The sequence below is a fragment of the Asaia bogorensis NBRC 16594 genome (genome assembly GCF_001547995.1).
GTDB lineage: Bacteria > Pseudomonadota > Alphaproteobacteria > Acetobacterales > Acetobacteraceae > Asaia > Asaia bogorensis.
The window spans coordinates 1,050,001-1,072,567 of record NZ_AP014690.1 but is presented as its reverse complement, the minus strand read 5'-3'; the positions used below and the strand labels follow the sequence as shown (position 1 = coordinate 1,072,567).

At 59.0% G+C, this 22,567-nt stretch carries 14 protein-coding genes, 1 tRNA gene and 2 rRNA genes (1 of these 17 cut by a window edge); 9 read left to right on the top strand and 8 right to left on the bottom strand.

The genetic code is table 11. The features are described from left to right. Positions 1-531 precede the first annotated feature (531 nt). Together Asbog_RS04775 and Asbog_RS04770 are read left to right on the top strand one after the other, a co-directional pair. The gene (locus tag Asbog_RS04775) at positions 532-1,845 is read left to right on the top strand and encodes an ABC transporter substrate-binding protein (RefSeq protein WP_062164268.1); all 1,314 of its coding nucleotides are present in this window, start codon (positions 532-534) and stop codon (positions 1,843-1,845) included. Between the two features lie 152 nt (positions 1,846-1,997). Next, entirely contained in the window at positions 1,998-3,662 is a 1,665-nt protein-coding gene (locus tag Asbog_RS04770; protein WP_231944655.1) for a glycoside hydrolase family 13 protein, read from the top strand. Positions 3,663-3,774: 112 nt separating this feature from the next. Here Asbog_RS04770 and Asbog_RS04765 read toward each other — a convergent pair whose 3' ends face one another. From Asbog_RS04765 to Asbog_RS04745, 5 genes are all read right to left on the bottom strand, one after another. Then, on the bottom strand, positions 3,775-5,268 hold the full coding sequence (locus tag Asbog_RS04765; RefSeq protein WP_231944654.1) for a UdgX family uracil-DNA binding protein: 1,494 nt from the start codon (positions 5,266-5,268) through the stop codon (positions 3,775-3,777). Further along, complete coding sequence (locus tag Asbog_RS04760) at positions 5,265-6,497, bottom strand: putative DNA modification/repair radical SAM protein (protein WP_062164265.1); 1,233 nt, start codon at positions 6,495-6,497, stop codon at positions 5,265-5,267. Before Asbog_RS04760 ends, Asbog_RS04765 begins: the two co-directional genes overlap by 4 nt. A gap of 94 nt (positions 6,498-6,591) precedes the next feature. Beyond that, a complete protein-coding gene (locus Asbog_RS04755) occupies positions 6,592-9,150 on the bottom strand; it encodes an HWE histidine kinase domain-containing protein (RefSeq protein ID WP_083510708.1) in 2,559 nt (852 codons plus the stop codon). Further along, positions 9,143-9,718 (bottom strand): biliverdin-producing heme oxygenase, encoded by a 576-nt coding sequence (locus Asbog_RS04750; RefSeq protein ID WP_062164264.1) that lies wholly within the window; start codon positions 9,716-9,718, stop codon positions 9,143-9,145. Before Asbog_RS04750 ends, Asbog_RS04755 begins: the two co-directional genes overlap by 8 nt. Positions 9,719-10,192: 474 nt before the next feature. Next, positions 10,193-11,164: a 3-hydroxyacyl-CoA dehydrogenase family protein gene (locus tag Asbog_RS04745; RefSeq protein WP_062164263.1), complete on the bottom strand. Its 972-nt coding sequence runs from the start codon at positions 11,162-11,164 to the stop codon at positions 10,193-10,195. A 143-nt stretch (positions 11,165-11,307) separates the two neighbouring features. Between Asbog_RS04745 and Asbog_RS04740 the strand changes: the two genes are divergently transcribed. The 7 genes from Asbog_RS04740 to Asbog_RS04710 all read left to right on the top strand — a co-directional run bounded on the left by Asbog_RS04740 (position 11,308) and on the right by Asbog_RS04710 (position 19,444). Next, on the top strand, positions 11,308-12,270 hold the full coding sequence (locus Asbog_RS04740) for a LysR family transcriptional regulator (protein ID WP_062164262.1): 963 nt from the start codon (positions 11,308-11,310) through the stop codon (positions 12,268-12,270). Positions 12,271-12,431: 161 nt separating this feature from the next. Then, on the top strand, positions 12,432-13,385 hold the full coding sequence (locus Asbog_RS04735; RefSeq protein WP_062164261.1) for a LysR family transcriptional regulator: 954 nt from the start codon (positions 12,432-12,434) through the stop codon (positions 13,383-13,385). 70 nt (positions 13,386-13,455) lie between these two features. Then, positions 13,456-14,442, top strand: coding sequence for a D-erythronate dehydrogenase (gene denD / locus Asbog_RS04730; RefSeq protein WP_062164260.1), 987 nt, complete (start codon positions 13,456-13,458; stop codon positions 14,440-14,442). Between the two features lie 69 nt (positions 14,443-14,511). Further along, positions 14,512-15,876, top strand: a complete 1,365-nt coding sequence (locus tag Asbog_RS04725) for an MFS transporter (protein ID WP_062164259.1) — start codon at positions 14,512-14,514, stop codon at positions 15,874-15,876. Between the two features lie 67 nt (positions 15,877-15,943). Then, on the top strand, positions 15,944-16,876 hold the full coding sequence (locus tag Asbog_RS04720; RefSeq protein WP_062164258.1) for a sugar phosphate isomerase/epimerase family protein: 933 nt from the start codon (positions 15,944-15,946) through the stop codon (positions 16,874-16,876). Positions 16,877-16,994: 118 nt separating this feature from the next. Beyond that, positions 16,995-18,305, top strand: a complete 1,311-nt coding sequence (locus Asbog_RS04715) for an MFS transporter (RefSeq protein ID WP_062164257.1) — start codon at positions 16,995-16,997, stop codon at positions 18,303-18,305. Next, the gene (locus Asbog_RS04710) at positions 18,299-19,444 is read left to right on the top strand and encodes an alpha-hydroxy acid oxidase (RefSeq protein WP_062164256.1); all 1,146 of its coding nucleotides are present in this window, start codon (positions 18,299-18,301) and stop codon (positions 19,442-19,444) included. Before Asbog_RS04715 ends, Asbog_RS04710 begins: the two co-directional genes overlap by 7 nt. A gap of 547 nt (positions 19,445-19,991) precedes the next feature. On the opposite strand, the gene Asbog_RS04705 is transcribed toward Asbog_RS04710, so the two are convergent. From Asbog_RS04705 to Asbog_RS04695, 3 genes are all read right to left on the bottom strand, one after another. Next, positions 19,992-20,068, bottom strand: a tRNA-Met gene (locus Asbog_RS04705). 35 nt (positions 20,069-20,103) lie between these two features. Next, a 5S ribosomal RNA gene (rrf, locus tag Asbog_RS04700) occupies positions 20,104-20,218 on the bottom strand. 113 nt (positions 20,219-20,331) lie between these two features. Beyond that, positions 20,332-22,567 (bottom strand): 23S ribosomal RNA (locus Asbog_RS04695) (it continues 505 nt past the right edge of the window).

Genomic DNA, 22,567 nt, shown 5'->3' with positions numbered 1-22,567 from the left:
GCTCGTCATCTTCCTATATTTGTGAAGACACCAAGAACGATGTCCTTGACCTCCGTATTAGCAAGAAGAATGCGGAGAACTAGGGCGAAAGCACTACAGATTGTATGGATTGTTACAGAGCCTCTACCGCCCGCACCGCAAGGCGCGACCTGCCAATGCCTGCCCGTCCTACAAGGCGCGGACACGCATAACACATTCATGTTACAGGCTTGTCATCTTCTTGTTAATTTACCGAAAGGATGACAGCGTGTGCCGATGCGTTTCCTCAAGGAATGGGACGCAGGAACCCGAACGCCAAGAGTTACGTGATCCATGCTCAGGCATCATACCGACCCCGCTACCAACGGCCCTGATATCACCCTGCCCTGTTTGCCGTGCCCTGAGCGCCTGGCGACCGGGAATGGCTGTTACATTTAAGCCGCCCCCTCGCGGAACATGGCTCCGCCTGTCCCGCATGGCAGGCCTCTCTGCCGCCAGCCAGAACCGATCCTAGCGCCTTACCTCACCAGAGTTTTTCCAAGGACAGCCCACATGAAGAAATCCCTGCTTCTGGCCAGCGCCGCCCTCGGGCTGGGACTTGGCGCCCAGGCCAAGGCCGATACGACCCTGACGATTGCGACCGTCAACAACGTGCAGATGATCGAGATGCGCAAGCTGTCGAGCGTGTTCGAGAAAGCGCATCCCGATATCCACCTCAACTGGGTCACGCTTGAGGAAAACGTGCTGCGTCAGCGCGTGACGACCGATATTGCCACCCATGCCGGTCAGTTCGATATCCTCACCATCGGCAATTACGAGGTTCCGCTCTGGGCGAAGCAGGGCTGGCTCTACAAATTCGATAATCTGTCTGCTGCCTATGATCTGCCGGACATCATCGCACCTGTGCGTGAGAGCGTGAGCTATGAGGGCAAGGTCTATGCCCTGCCCTTCTATGCCGAGAGCGTCATGACGCTTTATCGCAAGGATCTCTTCGCCAAGGCCGGGATCACGATGCCCGAAACGCCAAGCTGGGACCAGATCCGCGACTTCGCGGCCAAGACGACCGACAAATCGACCGATACCTATGGCATCTGCCTGCGCGGCAAACCGGGCTGGGGCGAAAACATGACGGTGGTCACCACCATGGTCACGAGCTTTGGCGGCCAGTGGTTCGATATGAGCTGGAAGCCGACGCTCAATACCCCAGCCTGGCATAACGCCATCACCTATTACAGCTCCATTCTCAAGCAGTTCGGCCCGCCGGGTGCCAGTGCAAACGGGTTCAATGAGAACCTGTCTCTCTTCGCCACCGGGCATTGCGCCATCTGGGTCGATGCGACCAGTGCAGCGGGCACGGTATTCGACCCCAAGCAGAGCTCTGTGGCTGACAAGGTCGGTTTTGCCTCCCTGCCCACCGGCAGCTTCAAGGGTGGCCCGACCTGGCTCTGGTCGTGGAACCTTGCCATTCCGGCATCGTCCACCCACGCCGAGGCCGCCAGCACGTTCATCCAGTGGGCGACCTCCAAAGAATATATCCAGCTTGTGGCCAAGACGGATGGCTGGGTGAATATCCCCCCCGGCACGCGCAGCTCGTCCTATCAGTCTGCTGAATACCAGAAGGTCGCACCGTTCTCGTCTTTCGTGCTGAAGGCCATCGAAAGCTCGAACCCCTCAGGCCAGACGGCGCAGCCGCGCCCTTATGTCGGGGCTCAGTTTGTCGACATCACTCCGTTCCAGGGCATCGGCACGCAGGTTGGCCAGACAATCGCCTCTGTTCTGGCAGGCTCAACCACCGTTGACGCTGGCCTCTCAGCCGCCAATGCCGCCACCAATCGCGTCATCCGTCAGGCGGGGTATCAGAAGTAAGTCGTCTTCGTCTTTTACCCGGCGACGATTGATCCGGAATCTGCGATCCATCCATCCTGCGGGGTGGGTGGATCGGTGCAATTTAGTGTGACTAAGCCAACCCGGCTGCCAGCCAGATGTTTCCTGAGACTAATCTCATGGAAAACAATGCGATGTCTCAGAACGGTTCAAATCCTGTCTGGTGGAAAGACGCGGTCATCTACCAGGTCTATCCACGCTCATTTGCAGACTCCAATGGTGATGGCATCGGTGATCTACCCGGCATCATCAGCCATATGCCCTATCTCGAGCACCTCGGGATCGACGCGTTGTGGATCTCGCCCTGCTTCCAGTCCCCTCAGGGCGACGCAGGTTACGACATTTCCGATTACCGAAAGATCGACCCGATTTTCGGCACGGTCGATGACTACGAGACCCTGATCAAGCAAGCGCATGATCATGGTCTGCGTGTCATTGCCGACATGGTGCCCAACCATACCTCCGATCAGCATGTCTGGTTCAAGGAAGCCATGGCTTCCGAACCCGGCAGTGTTGCCCGTGCGCGTTATCTGTTTCGTGACGGCAAGGGAGAGAATGGCGATGAGCCACCCAATAACTGGCAGAGCGTCTTTGGGGGGATAGCCTGGACACGTGAACCTGAGCGCGAGGACGGCAAACCCCGTCAATGGTATCTGCATCTGTTCGATAGCTGCCAGCCCGACCTAAACTGGGACAATCCCGAGGTCCGGACAGAATTCGAGTCCGTACTGCGTTTCTGGCTAGATCGCGGCGTCGACGGCTTCCGCATCGACGTGGCTCACGGTCTGATCAAGGAAAAAGGCCTGCCGCCCTATACCGAGCGCGCCACGATGGTGGGTGAGGATGACGACAAGACCCCGAGCGACGCCCCCATGTGGGACCGCGACGGCGTGCATGAAATCTATCGCAGCTGGCACAGGCTTCTGGCCAGCTACCCCGGTGACCGGATGCTGGTTGCCGAGGCCTGGGTCAAGCCGCTCTCACGCCTTGCACGCTACGTCCGGCCTGACGAGATGCAGCAGACGTTCAACTTCGACTATCTGCTCTGTCGCTGGAACGCTGCCAAGTATCGGGAAATCATCACCGACTCCCTTGAGGCCATGCACAAGGTTGGCGCCATAACGGCATGGGTCATGTCCAACCATGACACCGTACGCCATGCCTCACGGCTGGGACTAAAGGACGTCGGCGCACGCCCGCAGGGAATCGACGCGGCACACGAGCAGCCTGACGAGGCGCTGGGCCTGCGCAGGGCACGGGCCGTGATCTTCATGACGCTTGCCCTGCCTGGTTCAGCCACGTTGTATCAGGGAGAAGAGCTTGGCCTGCCGGATCACACCACGCTGGACCGGAAGTACCGGCAGGATCCCGCCTTTTTCCGCACCGAAGGCAAGGAGATCGGTCGCGATGGTTGCCGTATCCCCCTGCCGTGGAGCGACAAGGGGCCATCGCTCGGCTTCAATGAAACAGGCAAACTCTGGCTGCCCCAGCCCGATCACTATAAGAACTATGCGGTCTCGGTAGAGGAAAAGGCCCCTGACTCAACGCTCGCGCTCTATCGGGCACTGCTTGCCGAACGTAAAGCCGCCGGGCTCGGTCATGGTGAACTCAGCTGGGCGGAGGAACGCCGCAACGTGGTCGAGTTCACGAATGGCCCGATCCGCGTCGTGCTGAACTGTGGCAGCGATCCTGTCTCTCTTCCAAAAGGCGACATCATTCTGGCCAGCCACCCTATCGAGAAGCCGGGCTTCCTGCCGGGCAATGCCGCAGTCTGGATGCGCGAAACACAGGAAAGCTGAAGCGTACCGGGAGCGGTGCGGACGCGGCATCAACACGCGGGAGAGGATAAGGAGCGCGACGACAGCCTTCGCGCTCCTCGAGTTTCGACAGGAGCCTGCTGCAATGCGCTGACTACGTGGCTGCCTGCTGCGCACGGAGCCAGTCGCGCGCGATGGCGAGTTCCTGCTCGAAACGGGCTTCCTCCTCCTGCGCCCGCTGCGGGTCCGGAAGGCGAAGCAGATAGGACGGGTGAATGGTTGCAAGGCCCGGGGGGCGCAGGCCATTGGCGCCGCGCACATGCCCCCGGCTGGCACTCAGCCTCGCACTCTTCCCCTCAAGTGACTGCAAGGCGGTTGCACCCAGCGTGACGATGAGCTTTGGCTGGACCAGGGCAATCTCCTGACGGAGCCAGTCCGAACAGGCGACGATTTCGGTTCTGTCCGGGGTCTGGTGAATTCGCCGGCGGCCTTTCGAGACAAATTTGAAGTGTTTGACCGCATTGGTCATCCAGACATCCTCGCGCTCGATGCCAACAGCTGCAAGAACACGGTCAAGAACCTGTCCGGCCGGGCCGACGAAAGGCTTGCCCTGCAAATCCTCCTGATCGCCCGGCTGTTCACCGATCATCATGAGGGATGCGTTCGCGGGCCCGATACCGGGCACCACCTGTGTCGCATGGCGGCACAATGAGCAGCGTTGGCAGCGCTCCAGAGCCGTCGCCAGCGCCGGCAGTCCCGTCAGGCCACCCTTTGCTGCCCTGACCTCCTCCGCCTTGCGCTGCCATTCCGCCTTATGGCGCTCATGAAAACCGGGGGCTGTACCATCATTCTGCAACGCAACCATGGCTGCCACACGGTTTCCGGCATTGGCAAGCATTGATGGAATCAGCCGCGTCTCAGGGAGGTTCTTCCAGTATTTGGTCGGCATTTCCGAACGCATCGCCTTTGTCTTGATGCGCGCAGGGTTGAAGATTGACTGATAATAGCGATGCCACAACGTCTCGACATCATCTTTCAGATCCGGCGGCTCGCACGGCGTTCTTTCAATGGCTGCCTTGCCGTTCTCGAAAAGGATCGACCCGATTGGCGTCAGAATGAGCCAGTCCATGTCTGAAAAGCGTTCGGCAAAGAACGGGGCCACCGTCTCAAGAATATAGTGCTCAGGCTCGAACCAGGCGATAAAACACCTTCGCGCGCCCTCTTCTGCGTTATCCTCTCGAAACCGCAGGAATGCCTTCATCTTGTGCGCGTCGCGACGGATCTGATGGTCCATGCGTGCGGCCTCACGCACATCCGGATCTGTGGCGATTGCGGGAAGCGCGGGCTCTGTCTGGAGCCGCCAAAGCAAGCGATAGGCAAGCGCGAAACGCTTCGGATCGCGGTACCGCAGGATCGAACGAAGCATGGCAAGCCCTGCCTTGCTGACATGCGCGCCAGAGAGAGTCGGGCCGTCAGCGGTCGGCTCAAAAGCAGCAACCGGCTCAGCAGCTCCAAACAGCTCCGGCTGGTCTGCGTCAGGGGTGACCCATTCGAGCTCGTCCGGCCTCAACCCCTGTAATAGCGCAGCCCTCGCCGTGCTGCGCCACTGTTCAAACCCGGCATCTGCCGGGAGAGAAATCGACTTCACAGCAAGCTCAATTGCTGCGGCTGCGGGCGGAACGATGCAGCGAGATTCTCCTTGTCGATCAGACGGCCGGGCGACCAGTCCGCTGTCACCACAAAGGGTTTGATCTTGCGCAGGGACACGTTCAGACGCTCCACATCTTCCAGCCTGATGATCCGATGACGGCGCGCCGAAAGCAGGGCACCGACACTTCGCGGACCAAGGCCCGGTACGCGCAACAACATCTCACGGCTGGCGCGGTTCAAATCGAGCGGAAACTGGGCGCGGTTTTGCAGAGCCCAGGCAAGCTTTGGATCAAGCTCCAGATCGAGCATGCCATCCTGCCGTTCAGCAACGATCTCCTCGAAGGAGAACCCATAGAACCGAACCATCCAGTCCGCCTGATACAGGCGATGCTCCCGCAGGAGCGGGGGAGACTGGGCAGGCAAGGCCAGCGAGGCATCGGGGATGGGACTGAAAGCCGAATAATAGACACGGCGCAGCGCATAACCGGAATAGAGCGAGGCACTACTGCGCAGGATATCGCGATCGGTCGATTTATCGGCTCCGATGATCATCTGCGTGCTCTGGCCACCCGGCGCAAACCGTCTTGGCTTACGGCCACTCAGCGTCTTGTCGCCTGACTCCTGAATACGCAGGCGCAGCGCGCCCATGCTCTGCCGGATATGGCCCGCATCCTTCTCAGGCGCATAAGCCGCCAATCCGGCATCGGTCGGCATTTCCACGTTGATGGAAAGGCGATCTGCATAGAGACCGGCCTCCTCAATGAGGTGCGGTGCCGCATCGGGGATTGTCTTGAGATGGATATAGCCGTGAAAATGATGGACCAGACGCAGTTCGCGCGCCACACGCACCATTTCCTCCATTGTATAGTCGGAGGAACGGATGACGCCCGAAGAGAGGAACAGACCCTCGATATAATTACGTCTGTAGAACTCGAGCGTAATCCAGATGATTTCCTCGACTGTGAACCGCGTGCGCTCGATTTTCGACGATGAGCGATTGATGCAGTAAGCGCAGTCATAGATGCAGAAATTGGTCATCAGGATCTTGAGCAGCGAGATACAACGCCCATCGGGCGTGTAAGCATGACAGATCCCGGTTGGCGCCTTGGAGCCCAGCCCTTCCTCGCCCGGTTTCTTCTTCGAACGCGCGCCGCTGGATGCGCAGGACGCATCGTATTTGGCGGCATCGGAGAGGATTTCCAGACGTGCGGCGAGGGTCTTTTTCATACACCCGAAATGGGCATCGTGCAGGAACAAGTCAAGAACGTCAGAGTGCGGTAAACGCCGTTAATTTTGGCCAGAAAGGCCACAGTTCCTCGCCTCAGGCGTCCCCTCCCACGGGGAGAACACGGAGCAATTCCTGTACGGCATTCTTGATTGAATAGGGCTTGCGCAAAACAGGAACATCCCTGAATTCAGCCGGTATCATCGTGCGGTCGGCATAGCCCGTTGCGAAGATGAACGGCACATTTTTCTTGCGCAGAAGCGTCGCCACTTCGTGGGAGTTTTCCTTGCCCAGATTGAAATCGAGCAGCGCGATATCCGGGCAGCGATCCTTGATGGCCTGCAATGCCTCATAGACCGACGAGACGGTACGGATATGACGCACACCATAGGTGCTGAGAGCCTGTTCGGTTTCCATCGCAATCAAAAGCTGGTCCTCGACCAGGAGCACATTGGCCGCATGCAGACGCTCCGTCTGGGCGGTATCGGCCATAATCGGCCCTTCGGCTTCGGGCACGGTGGCTGTCTCGGCCACCAGAACAGCATGACGGGCCGGGAAAGTCAGGCGGATGAAAAGACCTTCCGGCCTGAACTCCCGCTTCGCCGTTCCGCCCAGTTCATGCGGAATGGCACGTTCGAGCAAAATGGAGCCAAACCCGTTGCCTTTGGGCGGATTGACGTGTGGGCCGCCTGTCTCGGTCCATTCAAGCACCCAGCAGCCTTCAGCCTCGTCAATAAACCAGCGGATATGCAGATTGCCGCTCGGCACCGACAGCGCGCCATATTTCGCCGCGTTGGTTGCCAGTTCGTGCAATGTCAGGGCGGCAACCGACAGGGCAGGCCCGGAGAGCCACAGATTGGGGCCATCAAGAATGACGGCGGTGGGCTGATGCCGGTAGGGTTCGAGTTCGGCCTCCAGCAGGGTGCGCAGCAATCCACCGCCATCGGTGCGCGCAACCTGATCATGCGCACTCGCAAGCGCCTTGATACGCCCACGCAGAATCTCGACATATTCCTCAATGGTGCGCTCTTTGGCCACAGGGCGACCAATGAGAGACTGCACAACCGCGAGAATATTCTTCACGCGGTGGTTGAGTTCCTCATTGAGCATGCGCTGGCGCAAATCGGCGTCAGCCCGCTCGGAAAGCTGCTGCTGATGATAGACGCCCATCACCTCGATCAGGGCCGAGCGCAGCTGTGCCGCGGCCTCGATATCGAAGCTGGACCAGGGAAGGCAGCGCTCATGCACCTGCTCTTTCCAGATCGCGAAACTCTGGCGCGGCGTCAGGCGCGGGCCGTGTGGCCCGTGCTGATAAGTCTTCTGCGGATCCCCACCCCAGTTGATGGTCTGCACGATTTCACGGCGAAACAGGAAAACGTAGTTTTCCGGCTGGGGTGAGATCGGAATGATCAACACACCGGCAACATGCGCTGTATGCGCCGCGATCCAGGGGTGATCCTTGACCAGATGATCCGACTGCCAGATCTGTGTTCCTGCCTTCGTGCGGGCCAGCTCCACAAAGCGGTCCTGCACCTCCCGAGGCGCTGCAATCCCGTGTCCCGTCCATTCATTATCGATCCAGATGGCAATACCATCGGACTGTATGAGCGGTGCCAGGCGACTGATCTGCCCGCGCAAATAGGCGGGCATGTCGGACACGGAGGCGGCATTGCGCAGGACGCTCTCGATCAGCCCGTGCGTTCGTTCCGCAACCTGTAGGCGTGTCGTCTTGAGGATGACGATAACCTGAAGCGCAAAAAACTCCGCAAACATCTGCACGACGGCGCGCTCGGCAATCGGAAGCACGCGAGGCGCGTAATGGTGACACGCGATCATGCCCCACAGGGCGCCATCGATGACGATCGAGATCGACATGGAGGCGCGAACCCCCATATTGGTCAGATATTCGCAATGGATCGGTGAAACGCTGCGGAGCTGCCCCAGAGACATATCGAGCGGCGAGAGCCCCTCCCCCTCGACCAGCGGCACCGGGACAAACTTTACATCCCCGATCATGCGAATGGGCGAACGGCGATAGAGTTCACGCGCCTGGGCCGGGATATCGGCGCTCGGAAAATGCTGCCCTAGAAAGCTTTCCAGCGAAAGCGCCCGCGCTTCCGAGACGACCTTGCCAGACCAGTCATCGGCAAAGCGATAGACCATCACACGGTCATATTCGAGCAGGCCGCGCATGAGCATGGTCATGACATCGAAAAGGCGCGTGATATCGGTCGTCTTGCGTACACGGTCCATCATGCCGTGAAGCTGGGTGAGAAACTTGGTGGCACGGTGCGTCGGCGCGGCGGGCTCACATTCGAGCACCACCTCTCCGTTGACAATATGCACCGCCAGATCGAAAAACAGATCCGGTCCCAGCGCCTGATTGAGCAGGAAAACCGGGCGACGCTGCGTTACGCTCAGGGTCAGGCCATTACGGATGTCGTGAATGACGTCCGCACCAAAAAGCGCGATCAGGTCAGATCCGATCCCCAGCCCCTCATGATGCAGCATTGCCGGTGCATTGGCCGAGTGCCGCAGAACAACAAAATCGCTGATCGTGCAGGTGATCAGACAGCCATGAGGCTGGATGCTCCCTGGAATGTGGATCGGCTCGCGATCACAACTCGTCAGATCGACCTGACCAAACTCAGCCATCGACTTTTTCCTCGGCGCGATCGACCAGCTTCACGGCATCACGCGCATGGCGGAACAGGGTGGCAGCAGCGCGCCCTGCTTCATCCGCATCAAAGTCGGGAGCATTTTCCAGAAGGACCAGGAAGCTGCGCCAGTTATCTGGCGTCGCCGTCTGTTCGGCCAGATGACTGGCTCCATAGGCCGCATCGAAGCCTAGGGCCGCAGCGCGTCGCGCAATCACCCGCCCGCCCAGTGCTGATCCCTCGAGCGTGTAAAGCATACCCAGAAGTTCAGAATCCGTTGCGGGCGCCGCAATCGCTCTCATCTCGGGCGGAACGATCCCGAGACACCGCAGATCCTCACACAGGCTGCGCTGCATGCTGACAGGTCGCCAGCCCTCAAACCATGTGGGGTAGATTTGCCCATGGATGGCATTTTCGGCAGCGAGGCGGAAACCGGCAATACCGGCAACATAGCGCCGATAGCCCCCCACTGACGCGAGATCTCCGATAAGGTGATCGAGCTGCTCGTGCGCCTCATGCACATGCGCGCGCAGCGCAACACGACGGGAGCTTTCGGCCTTCAGCACGACAATCCCGGGAAACTCACCCTATCAGACATGACCTCGAAGTTCCGTTCCGCCAACGTGAATGACTTTCCATTTAAATCACTCTGTAGCGCAATGTAAACTCGAAGTTTTCCCGCCCGGACCATGAAATCGTTTTTAGGCAATATTTGTAAGTATAAAGTTAACGAGAAACGAAGTTCGTAAATAAATCGTTGCACACAATAAACCGCAGCCCTGTGCCGGACATCGTCCTTTTCGACCTGATGGGGACTAAGGCCGAGATGTAGTTTGGCTTGGTGACCACGCGACAAATCACGTCCCACGGGGAGGTCCTGACACCGTATCGGAGAGGTTTTTCCGATAGGCTCTACTTTGCAATATGTGCTCAGTATGTTCCGGACACCACGTTACGGTGCCTCTGCTCTTTGAGAGCCTTCCAGCAAACAGCTCTTACGGTGCCCCGTAAGAGCTGTGAAAAGGCTTGGGCTTCGAGGATTATTTCTTTTCGAGAGGCGACGGGCCGAGCTCACGCAGCAGTTCCGCCATCTTGGCATAGGCCTTGTTCCGGTAGGCAACGAGCGCTGCCGCCTCCTCCGGTGTATATTGCCCGTAATATCCCGCGCCGTTCTTGACCCCGTATTTGCCCTCCGCGACGAGTTTCTTCACCGTGTCCGGGCATGAAAGACGCTCGCCAAACGCATTCTCGGCCGTTACGAAACCATTCACATACACTTCCAGACCCGCCATGTCGGCAATGGCAAATGGCCCGAAGAAAGGCAGGCGGAAGCCGAAGGTGGAGCGCACGATCGTGTCCACATCCTGCGGCGTGGCGATCCCCTCTTCCACAATGGTGTTCGCTTCCTTGAACAGCACATATTGCAGGCGGTTCAGCACGAAGGTCGGGCGATCTGCCACCTCGGCCGACTGGCGATTCACGCGGCCCAGCATCTCCTTGACCGTTGCGACGACCTCCTTTGTCGTTTCCACACCCGATACAAGCTCGACACCCGGAATGAACGGGGCCGGATTGCTGAAATGCACCGTGAGAAAACGGGCCTGCCCGGTCACAAACGGGGCGAGCACATGCACAGGAATGGTGGAGGTGTTGGTCCCGATAATGGCATCGGGCCGCGCCGCCGCGCTGATACGCCCCAGGACCTCTTTCTTGACGTCTTCACGCTCGAAGACGGCCTCTTCGATGAAATCGACGTCGCGTACGGCATCCTCGATTGAGGAGGCTGTGGTGAGATTGGTCATGATACGATCATAGCTGCCCGGCAGGATGAGCCCCTGATCCTCGAAGGCGCGCGCCTCACCCAGCAGGCGTTCATGGGCACGCTGCGTGGCCTCGGGCGAAATATCAGCCAGCGTGACACGCATACCGGCCGCCGCCATGCTTTGCGCAATACCGCCGCCCATATAGCCCGCACCGATGACAGCAGCGCTTCTGATTGTCTGAACGGCCATGATATTTCCTCACGATCATTTTGATGGACGCTGGAAACGGGATGTTCCAGCGATGTCGTGGACGTAGAAATATTCACCCGGAACGGGGAGCGTCCAATACTCGTATCGATACAATCCATACCTATTTTAATATGAAACTTGCCATGTCACATTCCCATCTTGGCCCGTTCTGGTTCATCGCGTCGCGTCTCAAGCTTCGGCATCTGCAACTTCTCGCGGCTTTTTCGCGCCACTCGACGCTGTTGGCCGCGGCCGAGAGCCTTGGCATGGCCCAGCCTGCCGCTTCCAAACTCATCGGCGATCTCGAGGAGTTGATGAAAATCCGGCTGTTCCGGCTGGAGGGGCGACGGATGATCCCCACCTTTGCAGGCGAGGTCCTGACCCGCCATGCGCTGGTCATGCTCGATGAACTCGAGCGTACGCGCGTTGAACTGAACGCCCTTGTCGATGGCAGGATTGGCCATGTCTCGATTGGCGCCATCGATGGCCCGGTGGTGCAGTCGCTCGCCGACATGTTGCGCATTGCACAGGATGATTATCCTGAAATCGAGCTCGAGATACGCAGTGGCCCAAGCGACAGTCTTTTCCAGATGCTCATCGATGGACAGATCGACATCATGCTGGGCCGTCGCCCCGTCATTCCGTCGGCTCATCCTGTAAGCTATGAGGAGATTGCATCAGAGCAACTCGTTGTGGCAGCAGCTCCAGACCATCCGCTCGCTGTTTCGGGGCCGCATACGCTCGAAACCCTGTCTGAATTTCCCTGGATTCTCCAGCGTCGCGGCAGCCGGTCGCGCCAGCGCCTAGAGGAACTCTTTCTCGAGCGCGAACTGCCCCTGCCAACCCGCATCGTCTCATCGGATTCCTGGATGATGACACTCGCCTACATCACGCGCAGCCAGGCGCTCACCCTGCTTTCGGCCCCGGCCGCCGCCCTGCAATCAGATTTCGGTCAGATCGCAATTCTGCCGATCGATTTTTCCTTCAATGTCGCCCCGTGGGGGATCATGACCGTGCGTGAACGCGCGCCAACTCCGGCAGCCCTTACCGTCATGACACTCCTGCGCCAGTGCATCCCGCAGATATCGCTGAGCCAGCAGGTCTAGGTGCGGCCGTTTCATGACATCAAGGGTCAGGCCCCGGCCGTTGCACGCGATACAGCGTATGTTTCAGCTATTGTCATGGTGCGAGAGCGCATCTGAAGCCCCATGCGCGCCCCTGAGCCCCAGCGGCTGTCCACTCGTTATGTGACGCGGATATCCATCTCATGACCGCCCATTCTCTCATCAACCGTCTCAAGCTGCGTCATCTCCGGCTCATTCTGGAACTTGAAGCGACCAATAACCTGCACCGCGCTGCCGAGCGGATGAATCTCTCCCAGCCTTCGGTGTCCAAGCTGCTGCAGGAGGTCGAACACGCGCTGAACACACGTCTTTTCGAGCGCTCGTCACAGGGGGTATTTCCCACCCCAAGCGGCGTTCTGGCCGCGCGCCATGCCCGCCTGATGCTCAATGATATCGACAGGCTCCAGCTCGATATGAACGCGATGCAGGAAGGGACCTATGGCACGGTGCGCGTGGGCTCGATTGTGGCCGCCCTGCCCGACATCATTTCGCCCGTCTTTGCCCGCATCGCCCAGACGCAACCGGGCATCAGTCTCTCACTGACCATCGACACAAGCGATGGCCTCTTGCTGGGTATGGAAACGGGTCGCCTCGACTTCGTCATTGGGCGAGCACTCGGCTTGCACGGCCCGATGGCGCTCGATTGTCGTGAGCTCGCCCTGGAGCCGCTTTGCGTCGTGACCAGCATCCATAACCCGATGCCCGACCCCGGCACCCTGACACTGCAGGACGTCGCGAACGAAAAATGGATTCTCCAGACGGCACCGAGCCCCATGAGACGGGCGATAGAAGCCGCATTCACCACCGCACTTCTGCCCTTGCCCGCCCATCCCATCGAAGCGTCTTCGATGTTCGCGACCATCGACCTGTTGCTTCATTCCTGCCTGCTGGCGGTCATTCCCTGCAGCGTGAGCCAACATCACGAAAAAGCCGGGCTCATACGCCGTCTTTCAGTTGCCATGCCCGATTTCCTCGGGCCCTTCTCACTCATCAGCCAGCCGGGACGACCGCTTTCCCCCGCGGCACAGCTGGTTTTCAGCGCTATTGAACAGGAGTCGATCAGAATTCCTGATCGGTCAGTTCAATCTTGCTTCTAGCGCACCATTAACTTTCGGATAGGTTTCGTTCATCTTAATTCGGCCCAGTCCGAACGAAAAGGTGACACAGATGCATATCCTCGTCATTGGCGCCGCAGGCATGATCGGGCGCAAATTCACTGAAAGCCTGGTCGCAAATCCCCTCCCCGGCACGGACGGCCCCGAAATCCTGACGCTCGCGGATGTGATCGCACCTTCAGCGCCAGCCGGGTTCTCGGGACGATGCGAAACCATGACATGCGACCTCACCCAGCCGGGCGCCGCCGACCGCCTATTGAGCGGTCGCCCCGACATCATCTTCCATCTCGCTGCTGTTGTTTCTGGCGAGGCCGAGGCCGATTTCGAAAAGGGATACAGCGTCAATCTCGATGGGACACGGGCGCTGTTCGAGGCTATTCGCCATCATGGCGCGCGTGAGGGCTGGAAACCCCGCGTTGTCTTTGCCTCATCCAACGCCGTGTTCGGCGGTGACTTTCCCGATGTCATTCCCGATGACTACATCCTGACACCGCAAACCAGCTACGGCACGCAAAAGGCCATGGGCGAATTGCTGCTGGCCGATTACCGCCGCCGAGGCATTTTCGATGGTATCGGCCTGCGTCTGCCGACCATTTGCGTCCGCCCCGGCAAACCCAACCGCGCGGCCTCCGGGTTCTTCTCCGGCATCATACGCGAGCCGCTGGTCGGGCTTGAGGCGACTCTGCCCGTGCCTGACACCACACGCCACTGGATGACGAGCCCTCGTTCGGCTGTGCAATTCCTGCGTCATGCCGCAGTGCTCGATCTGAACCGGCTGGGCGAGCGACCGAATCTCTCCCTGCCCGCCCTTTCGATCACGGTGGGAGAACAGATTGCCGCCCTTCGCCGCGTTGCCGGAGAAAAAGCGGTCGCACTCATCCGCCGGGAGCCCGACGAGGCCATAGCTCGCATCGTGGCCGGATGGGCCAGAGGCTTTGACCCGAGCCGGGCCCTTTCGCTGGGCTTCACGACCGAGCAGAGCTTCGATGAGATCATCCGGGCTCACATCGAAGACGAACTCGCAGGGCGGATCGCCTGACCCTCTCTTCCGCCTGACCAGCATCGCGCCAGTCTCATAAGACCGGCGCGAGCGAGGAGCACATGCACCATGAGCCCCGATCAGAAAACAAGTCCGCGCGCCGAAGCGCCGTCGCAAGACACCCTGCGCGCCCGAGCAACCGGCAAGGCCTTTGCCAAGTTGCTGCCCTTCCTCATCCTCATGTATATCGTGGCCTTTCTGGACCGGTCGAATATCTCATCGGCCAAGCAGGCGCTGCAAACCGATGTCGGCGTTTCGGATGCCATGTTTGCCTTCGGTGCAGGTATCTTCTTTGTCGGTTATGCCCTGTTCGAAATCCCGAGCAATCTCATTCTCTATCGCGTCGGGGCCAGACGCTGGATGGCCCGCATCATGGTGACATGGGGGCTTGTCTCGGCCGCCATGATGTTCACCCAGGGCAATCTGTCCTTTGTGCTGCTGCGTACGCTGCTGGGCGTGACAGAGGCCGGCTTCTTTCCCGGCATCATGCTCTATCTGACATTCTGGTTTCCCGAAAAAGAGCGCACCCGCGTCCTCGGCGTGTTCTATTTCGGCTATCCGCTTGCGATGACCTTCGGCAATCCGCTCTCGGGTGCGCTGTTTGGTCTTGATGGCGCCTTCGGTCTTGCCGGATGGCAATGGATGTTCCTGCTCGAGGGCGGACTCGCCGTAGCCATGGGGATCGCCACCTATTTCGTGCTGCCCGACAGGCCGCAGGACGTCAAATGGCTGACGACAGAAGAGAAAGCCACGCTCTCAACCGTCCTCGAGCGCGAGGCCGCCAGCAAGGCCGGGGCGACGGGCCATAGTGTCAGACTGGGTGCCCTGCTCCATTCCACCAAGCTGCTTCAGTTTCTGGCGCTTTATATGGTGATGCAGATTGCCAGCTATGGCGTGGTTTTCTACCTGCCCGAGCAGGTCTCGACCATCCTGCATGAGAAAATCGGCCTGCGTGTCGGACTGGTCAGTGCCATTCCCTGGGCCTGCGCCATTCTCTCCACCTATGTCGTCACGAAACTTGTCCAGAGGCACGATGCCCCGCGCTTCGGCCTTCTGGGCTGCCTCGCGGCGGCGGCGATCGGGCTCGTGATATCAGGCTCCGGCTACGGCCCTGTCGCTCTGATCGGTCTGTGCATTGCCGCAGCGGGCGTTGTCACGGTGCAGGCCGTGTTCTGGAATTTCCCGCTTGCCCATTTCACCGGGGTTCAGGCCGCCGGCGCGATCGCGCTCATCAATGCGCTGGGTAATCTCGGCGGGTTCGCCGCCCCGAACATCCGCAGCTTTGCCACCGGGTTCTGGCACACCCCCATGGCCGGACTTTACGCCGTCGCCCTGTCCGGCGTGATCGGCCTTGTCATCGCAGCGTTCCTGCCGCGCACCAACAACCCCGAGCAAACGCCACCTCATCACCCCCGGCATCGCCCTGTGCATTAAGCGCCCTCGCGTGCGCCTTGCCCGATGTCAGGGCCTCTCGCCTTCCCTCATCATAAAGGAACCGACCATGTCGACCACCTATGATCGCGCCAACTGGCCCATCGCCGCCGCCATGATCCAGTATGCCAATATCCTGCCAGATGGATCGAGCGTGCAGGACCAGACGTCGGAGCAATGGGCCGCCACGCTGTCTGAAGTGACTGATGCAGGGTTTACGGAAATCGACCCCACGGACTCCTGGATACGACTCGCCGATCTGCCGGAATCCCGCCTTAAAATCTTCGCTGATCTCGTCCGGGAAGCGGGCCTGACCATGCCGGGCCTTTCCACCGCACGGCGCTCGGTCATCGATCCCGAGGCTGGCGACGAGAATCTGGCCTATAGCCACAGGGTAATCGACACAGCGGCCAGACTTGGCATCGCCGAAGTCTCTTTCGGCCTCTTTTATCCCCTTACGCCCCCGCAAAAGGCGGCGCTCTGGTTCTGGACCGCGCAGGGCAGCGTCAATCCCGATGACCCGTCCGTATGGAAGAAAGCGGTTGATCGCATCCGCGAACTTGCACGTCATGCGCAGGAAGTCGGGGTCGGTCTGTCGCTGGAGATGTATGAGGATACCTATCTGGGCACGGCAGACAGCGCGGTACGCTTCGTACAGGATGTCGATCATCCTTCAGTGGGCATCAATGCCGATCTGGGCAATCTGGTCCGGCTGCACCGCCCTGTCGAGCACTGGGCCTCGATGATGCAGAAAGTCGCACCGTTCGCCCGCTACTGGCACGTCAAGAATTACTACCGCACGGAAGACGCAACCACCGGCATGGTCGTCACGGCCCCGGCACCCCTCGAATTCGGGGTGATCAGCTATCGCGCGGCCATCAAGATGGCCCTCGCTCATGGTTTCAAAAGCGCTTTCCTGGTGGAGCATTACGGCGGTGATGGCCTGAGCGTCAGCGCTACCAATCGCGAGTATCTGCGTCGGGTTCTACCCCGCAAGGCTTGAACCTTCCCCTTCTCTGCGGGCCCCACCGTTTTGGGCCTGCAGAGAACTGGGCGGTCAGCCGGCCCAGCCTGTCTGCCACACTGACACTCCTTTCCTCGCTCATGATCGGAGAGAGATCATGCCCCGACTTCGCTGGCTAATGATCATCCTCTGCTTTGCTGCCACCACCATCAATTATATCGACAGGGCGACAATCGCGATTGCCGCTCCGTTCATGGCCCGCGAACTTCATATCGATCCGGCTGTCCTTGGCGTTATTCTGGGTGGGTTCTTCTGGACCTACGCATTCATGCAATTGCCATTCGGCATGATCGTGGATCGGGTGGGTGTGCGCTCTGCCTATGCTTTTGCCGTAATCTGGTGGTCGGTTTGCACGGCTCTGACGGCGCTTGTTCGCGGCCCCTTGAGCATATTGGGGCTCAGACTGGCGCTTGGCGTCGGTGAGGCCGGCAGCTATCCCTCCAATGCCAAGGTCGCATCGCTCTGGTTTCCCAAGGCGGAACGAGGCCTTGCAGCCGGCATATTTGATAGCGGCTCCCGCGCCGGCGCGGCTCTCTCGATGCCTGTCGTGGCGCTGCTCATCGCATGGCTGGGATGGCGTCTCGCCTTTGTGGCGGCAGGAGCACTCGGGCTTGTCTGGGTCGCAGTATGGTTTGGTCTCTATCACGACCCGGATGCCCATCCGAGGGTCAGGCCAGACGAGCTTGCGCGCCTGAAAGCCGCCCAGCCACCAGCCCTGAAAGCCTCTCCCGGTAGCTGGAAAGCCCTGCTGAAACACCGCTCCGTCTGGGGTATGATGCTGGGCTTCTTCTGCGCCAATTTCGTATTCTATTTCTTCGCCACCTGGTTTCCGAGCTACCTCGTTTCAGCCCACGGCTTTTCGCTCAAGGATCTCGGGCTGATCGGCATGATCCCGGGTGTCATCGCCATTCCGGCTGCCTGGCTCGGGGGATGGTCATCCGATCGCCTCCATCACCATGGGTGGAGCCTTACTGCCGCACGCAAAACCTGCCTCGTTGGTGGATTGCTTCTCTCGTCGGTCATTGCCCTGACCGCCTTCGTGACCGAGACATGGCTTTGCATCACCCTCCTCTCACTTTCGTTTGGGGGCATTGCCTTCACTGGTGCGAATATCTGGTCGCTGCCGGCCGACCTCGCCCCCAGCCCGGACCTTGTTGCGACACTTGGTGGGATGCAGAACAGCGCGGCCAATATCGCCGGTATCGTGATTGCGAGCTTCACGGGGCTAATGGTCAGTCTGACCCACGGTTCATTCCTCGTCCCGCTTTGCGCGACAGGGTTCTTCGGCCTGCTCGGGGCCCTGTCCTATCTTTTCATTGTCGGCCCCATTGCCCCTCTCCCGCTGGACAAAAGATTCGAGGACGCAAGAGCGCGACAGCCTGTAAACGTGAGACATGAGCCATGCTGAGATCTGCCTCGTCTATCCTGAACCTCAACGATTTCGAGCATCTTGCAAGACGTCATCTGCCACGTGCGATTTTCGGCTATGTCGCGGGCGGAGCTGATGACGGCGCTACGGTCCGTCACAACCTCGCGGCGCTGGCTCGGATCAGGACAATCCCGCGTGTTCTGCGCGACGTGTCCTCATGTAGTCAGAAAATCACGCTGTTCGGTCAGGAGTACGCCAGCCCGTTCATGATCGCACCGATGGGCGCCTCAGCCGTCGTTGGCTATGATGCGGATAACGCCATGGCCCGTGCGGCAAGGGCGGCACGCATACCCTACGTTCTGAGCGCGAACGCTATCACGCCCATGGAAGAAATCGGACGGTCCTATCCGGGATGCTGGTTTGCCGGGTATCAAAAACCCGATGAGGACAACATTAGGCGTATGGCCGCTCGTGTCGCCGATTCTGGTTTTTCCGCGTATATGCTCACAGCCGATGTCGCTGTCGGGTCGAACCGGGAGAATAACAAGCGCAATGGCTATACGATGCCATTCAGACCGACCGCACGCCTTGTAGCGGATATGATCGGTCATCCTTCCTGGCTTTACAAAACGGGATGGCGCACGTTGCGACAGCGCGGGATTCCCGCGATCAGCAATATCGACCCGGTTGCCAGACCATCGATTTTTTCGCGCGAGATCAATGCTGTAACGGGTTATCCGAGCTTCAGCTGGAAGCATGTCGAGATGCTGAGGCAACACTGGAGAGGCGCACTCATCATAAAGGGTATTCTCTCCCCGCATGATGCGCGGCTAGCCAGAGAGCTCGGCGCCGATGGTATCGTCGTATCCAATCATGGCGGGCGACAGCTCGACTGTGCAGTCTCTCCGATTGATGTGCTCAGCGCGGTAAAGGCTGAAAGCGCGGATATGACCGTGCTGGTCGATAGTGGCTTTCGACGTGGCACGGATGTGATCAAAGCCCTGATGCGTGGCGCTTCGGCAGTGCTTGTAGGCCGCCCCTTCCTCTATGCTGCCTGCCTGGGCGGTGAAGCGTCGATCCGTCATGCAATCGGTCTTCTGCAGCGTGAAGTGCACACCGACATGTCACTGATGGGCGTGAGTTCGTGCGAGGCATTGCGTGAGGAGATGTGCATCTGATCGGGGCGTTAGGAGGAGAATATTGTACGTCTAGGCTCAGGCTTTTCCTCCGATCTGTGCTGCGGCCAGACTAAAGCCTGCACGAACTCAGGTAGTGTTTAATCTGACGGTCTTCAGGCGGAGATAGGTTTGTCCCGGACCATTATGTTTGCCGACGTGGCCAGCCAGACGCTGGTGACTGACGCATGGTCCCTGCCTTTATTGGAATGATTTTGGATGGCCCAAACGACGGGCTGATGAGTAAGACGATCATAAGAGCGGATGAACACTTGGTTGATCTTTCTCGTCTGGATCCACCTCTCTGCTTTCCCCCGCCCCTATCGAGGCCGTCACCGCGGACCTGTCGACCTAAAAGACCAGTCTGCCCCGTGACTGACGCTGCGCATGCCGGATGGCGCACGCACAGATGTATCTTTGGAGAGACTGCAAAGTGTGTTGTGCGTGATGCACCAGAGCACGATGGGGTTTGGCGCCTTGAACGCGAAAAACGCCTCGCGCACTAAAGCTAGGGCGAGAGCTGCGTCGTGTCTGTATTGTGTGGGTATTTTGGTTGCGGGGGCAGGATTTGAACCTGCGGCCTTCAGGTTATGAGCCTGACGAGCTACCGGGCTGCTCCACCCCGCGGGGGTGGTGGTGTGTTTTGTGGGGTGGATCAGGGGACCTGGCGGCGACCGACTTTTCCGCATCTTGAGATGCAGTATCATAGGCGCTGGGGCGTTTCACGGCCGAGTTCGGGATGGGATCGGGTGGAAGTCTCCCGCCATAGCCACCAGGTCTTCTGATCCACCCGACAACTGTGTGTCGGTGTGGAGGTTGGTGTTTGTGTATGATGAGTGTGATTGCGTGGATGATTGCTATGCATGTGTATGCTCTCTTTTGGAGAGCGTTGTGTGAGCGATATGGGCGATTAGGACCGGTTAGCTTCACGTGTTACCACGCTTCCACACCCGGCCTATTGACGTGATGGTCTTTCACGGCCCTGTGAGACCTAGTTTTGAGGTGGGTTTCCCGCTTAGATGCTTTCAGCGGTTATCCCGTCCATACTTAGCTACCCGGCTGTGCCGCTGGCGCGACAACCGGTACACCAGAGGTATGTTCATCCCGGTCCTCTCGTACTAGGGACAAATCCTCTCAAGTCTCATACACCCACGGCAGATAGGGACCGAACTGTCTCACGACGTTCTAAACCCAGCTCACGTACCACTTTAATCGGCGAACAGCCGAACCCTTGGGACCTGCTCCAGCCCCAGGATGTGATGAGCCGACATCGAGGTGCCAAACCTCCCCGTCGATGTGGACTCTTGGGGGAGATCAGCCTGTTATCCCTAGAGTACCTTTTATCCGTTGAGCGATGGCCCGTCCACGTGGGACCACCGGATCACTATGGCCGACTTTCGTCTCTGTTCGAGCTGTCACTCTCACAGTCAGGCGGGCTTATGCCATTGCACTCGACAGTCGGTTTCCGACCGACCTGAGCCCACCATCGCGCGCCTCCGTTACACTTTGGGAGGCGACCGCCCCAGTCAAACTGCCCACCATGCAGGGTCCCGGACCAGGCTAGACTGGTCTCGGTTAGACATCAGAAAAATTCAGGGTGGTATTTCAAGGACGGCTCCACCGGTACTGGCGTCCCGGGTTCGTAGCCTCCCACCTATCCTACACAGGATGTCTCTGATGCCACTGCAAAGCTGCAGTAAAGGTTCATAGGGTCTTTCCGTCTGACCGCGGGTACCCCGCATCTTCACGGGGAATTCAATTTCGCTGAGTCGATGCTGGAGACAGTGGGGAAGTCGTTACGCCATTCGTGCAGGTCGGAACTTACCCGACAAGGAATTTCGCTACCTTAGGACCGTTATAGTTACGGCCGCCGTTTACCGGGGCTTCAATTCAATGCTTGCACATCTCCTCTTAACCTTCCGGCACCGGGCAGGCGTCAGGCCGTATACGTCGTCTCTCGACTTCGCACAGCCCTGTGTTTTTACTAAACAGTCGCTACCCCCTGGTCTGTGCCACCCGCCTATGGTTGCCCACGGACGGGTCTCGCTTATCCCGAAGTTACACGAGCAATTTGCCTAGTTCCTTCAGCATCGTTCTCTCAAGCGCCTTGGTATTCTCTACCAGTCCACCTGTGTCGGTTTCGGGTACGGTCTATACGCCAGAGCTATTTCCTGGAATGCTCCAAAAGCCTGGTCAATCCAATAAGACCAGACAACATATCGCATTCGTCACTTCTGGCAGGCCCAGTAATATTCAACTGGTTCCCATCGACTACGGCTTTCGCCCTCGCCTTAGGGGCCGGCTCACCCTGCGTGGATTAACCTTGCGCAGGAACCCTTGGACTTTCGGCGACAGTGTTTCTCGCACTGTTTGTCGCTACTCATGTCAGCATTCGCACTTCCGATATCTCCAGAGAGGGTCACCCCGTCTCCTTCGCAGACCTACGGAACGCTCCGCTACCGCGCATATCAAAGATATGCACCCACAGCTTCGGCACGTGGCTTGAGCCCCGTTACATTTTCGGCGCAGGGTTTCTATTAGACCAGTGAGCTATTACGCTTTCTTTAAAGGATGGCTGCTTCTAAGCCAACCTCCTGGTTGTTTTGGAATCCCCACATCCTTTCCCACTTAGCCACGATTTGGGGGCCTTAGCTGGTGGTCTGGGCTGTTTCCCTCTCGACAATGGACCTTAGCACCCACTGTCTGTCTGCCACGCTCATACTCCTCGGTATTCGGAGTTTGGTTAGGTTTGGTAAGACTTTGGGTCCCCCTAGCCCATCCAGTGCTCTACCCCCGAGGGCAATACGTGACGATCTACCTCAATAGATTTCGCGGAGAACCAGCTATCTCCGAGTTTGATTGGCCTTTCACCCCTAGCCACAGCTCATCCCCGACTTTTTCAACAGGCGTGGGTTCGGCCCTCCAGTGCGTGTTACCGCACCTTCAGCCTGGCCATGGCTAGATCACTCGGTTTCGGGTCTTCTGCCAGCAACTCATTCGCCCTATTCAGACTCGCTTTCGCTACGCCTACACCTACCGGCTTAAGCTCGCTGCAAACAGAAACTCGCTGACCCATTATACAAAAGGTACGCCGTCACCCCATAAGAGGCTCCGACTGCTTGTAGG

Excerpts from the sequence above, each read along its gene's own strand:
- Asbog_RS04775 (WP_062164268.1), top strand. The coding sequence starts at position 532 with ATGAAGAAATCCCTGCTTCTGGCCAGCGCCGCCCTCGGGCTGGGACTT.
- Asbog_RS04770 (WP_231944655.1), top strand. The coding sequence starts at position 1,998 with ATGTCTCAGAACGGTTCAAATCCTGTCTGGTGGAAAGACGCGGTCATC.
- Asbog_RS04760 (WP_062164265.1), bottom strand. The coding sequence starts at position 6,497 with ATGAAAAAGACCCTCGCCGCACGTCTGGAAATCCTCTCCGATGCCGCC.
- Asbog_RS04755 (WP_083510708.1), bottom strand. The coding sequence starts at position 9,150 with ATGGCTGAGTTTGGTCAGGTCGATCTGACGAGTTGTGATCGCGAGCCG.
- Asbog_RS04745 (WP_062164263.1), bottom strand. The coding sequence starts at position 11,164 with ATGGCCGTTCAGACAATCAGAAGCGCTGCTGTCATCGGTGCGGGCTAT.
- Asbog_RS04740 (WP_062164262.1), top strand. The coding sequence starts at position 11,308 with ATGTCACATTCCCATCTTGGCCCGTTCTGGTTCATCGCGTCGCGTCTC.
- Asbog_RS04735 (WP_062164261.1), top strand. The coding sequence starts at position 12,432 with ATGACCGCCCATTCTCTCATCAACCGTCTCAAGCTGCGTCATCTCCGG.
- denD (WP_062164260.1), top strand. The coding sequence starts at position 13,456 with ATGCATATCCTCGTCATTGGCGCCGCAGGCATGATCGGGCGCAAATTC.
- Asbog_RS04725 (WP_062164259.1), top strand. The coding sequence starts at position 14,512 with ATGAGCCCCGATCAGAAAACAAGTCCGCGCGCCGAAGCGCCGTCGCAA.
- Asbog_RS04720 (WP_062164258.1), top strand. The coding sequence starts at position 15,944 with ATGTCGACCACCTATGATCGCGCCAACTGGCCCATCGCCGCCGCCATG.
- Asbog_RS04715 (WP_062164257.1), top strand. The coding sequence starts at position 16,995 with ATGCCCCGACTTCGCTGGCTAATGATCATCCTCTGCTTTGCTGCCACC.
- Asbog_RS04710 (WP_062164256.1), top strand. The coding sequence starts at position 18,299 with ATGCTGAGATCTGCCTCGTCTATCCTGAACCTCAACGATTTCGAGCAT.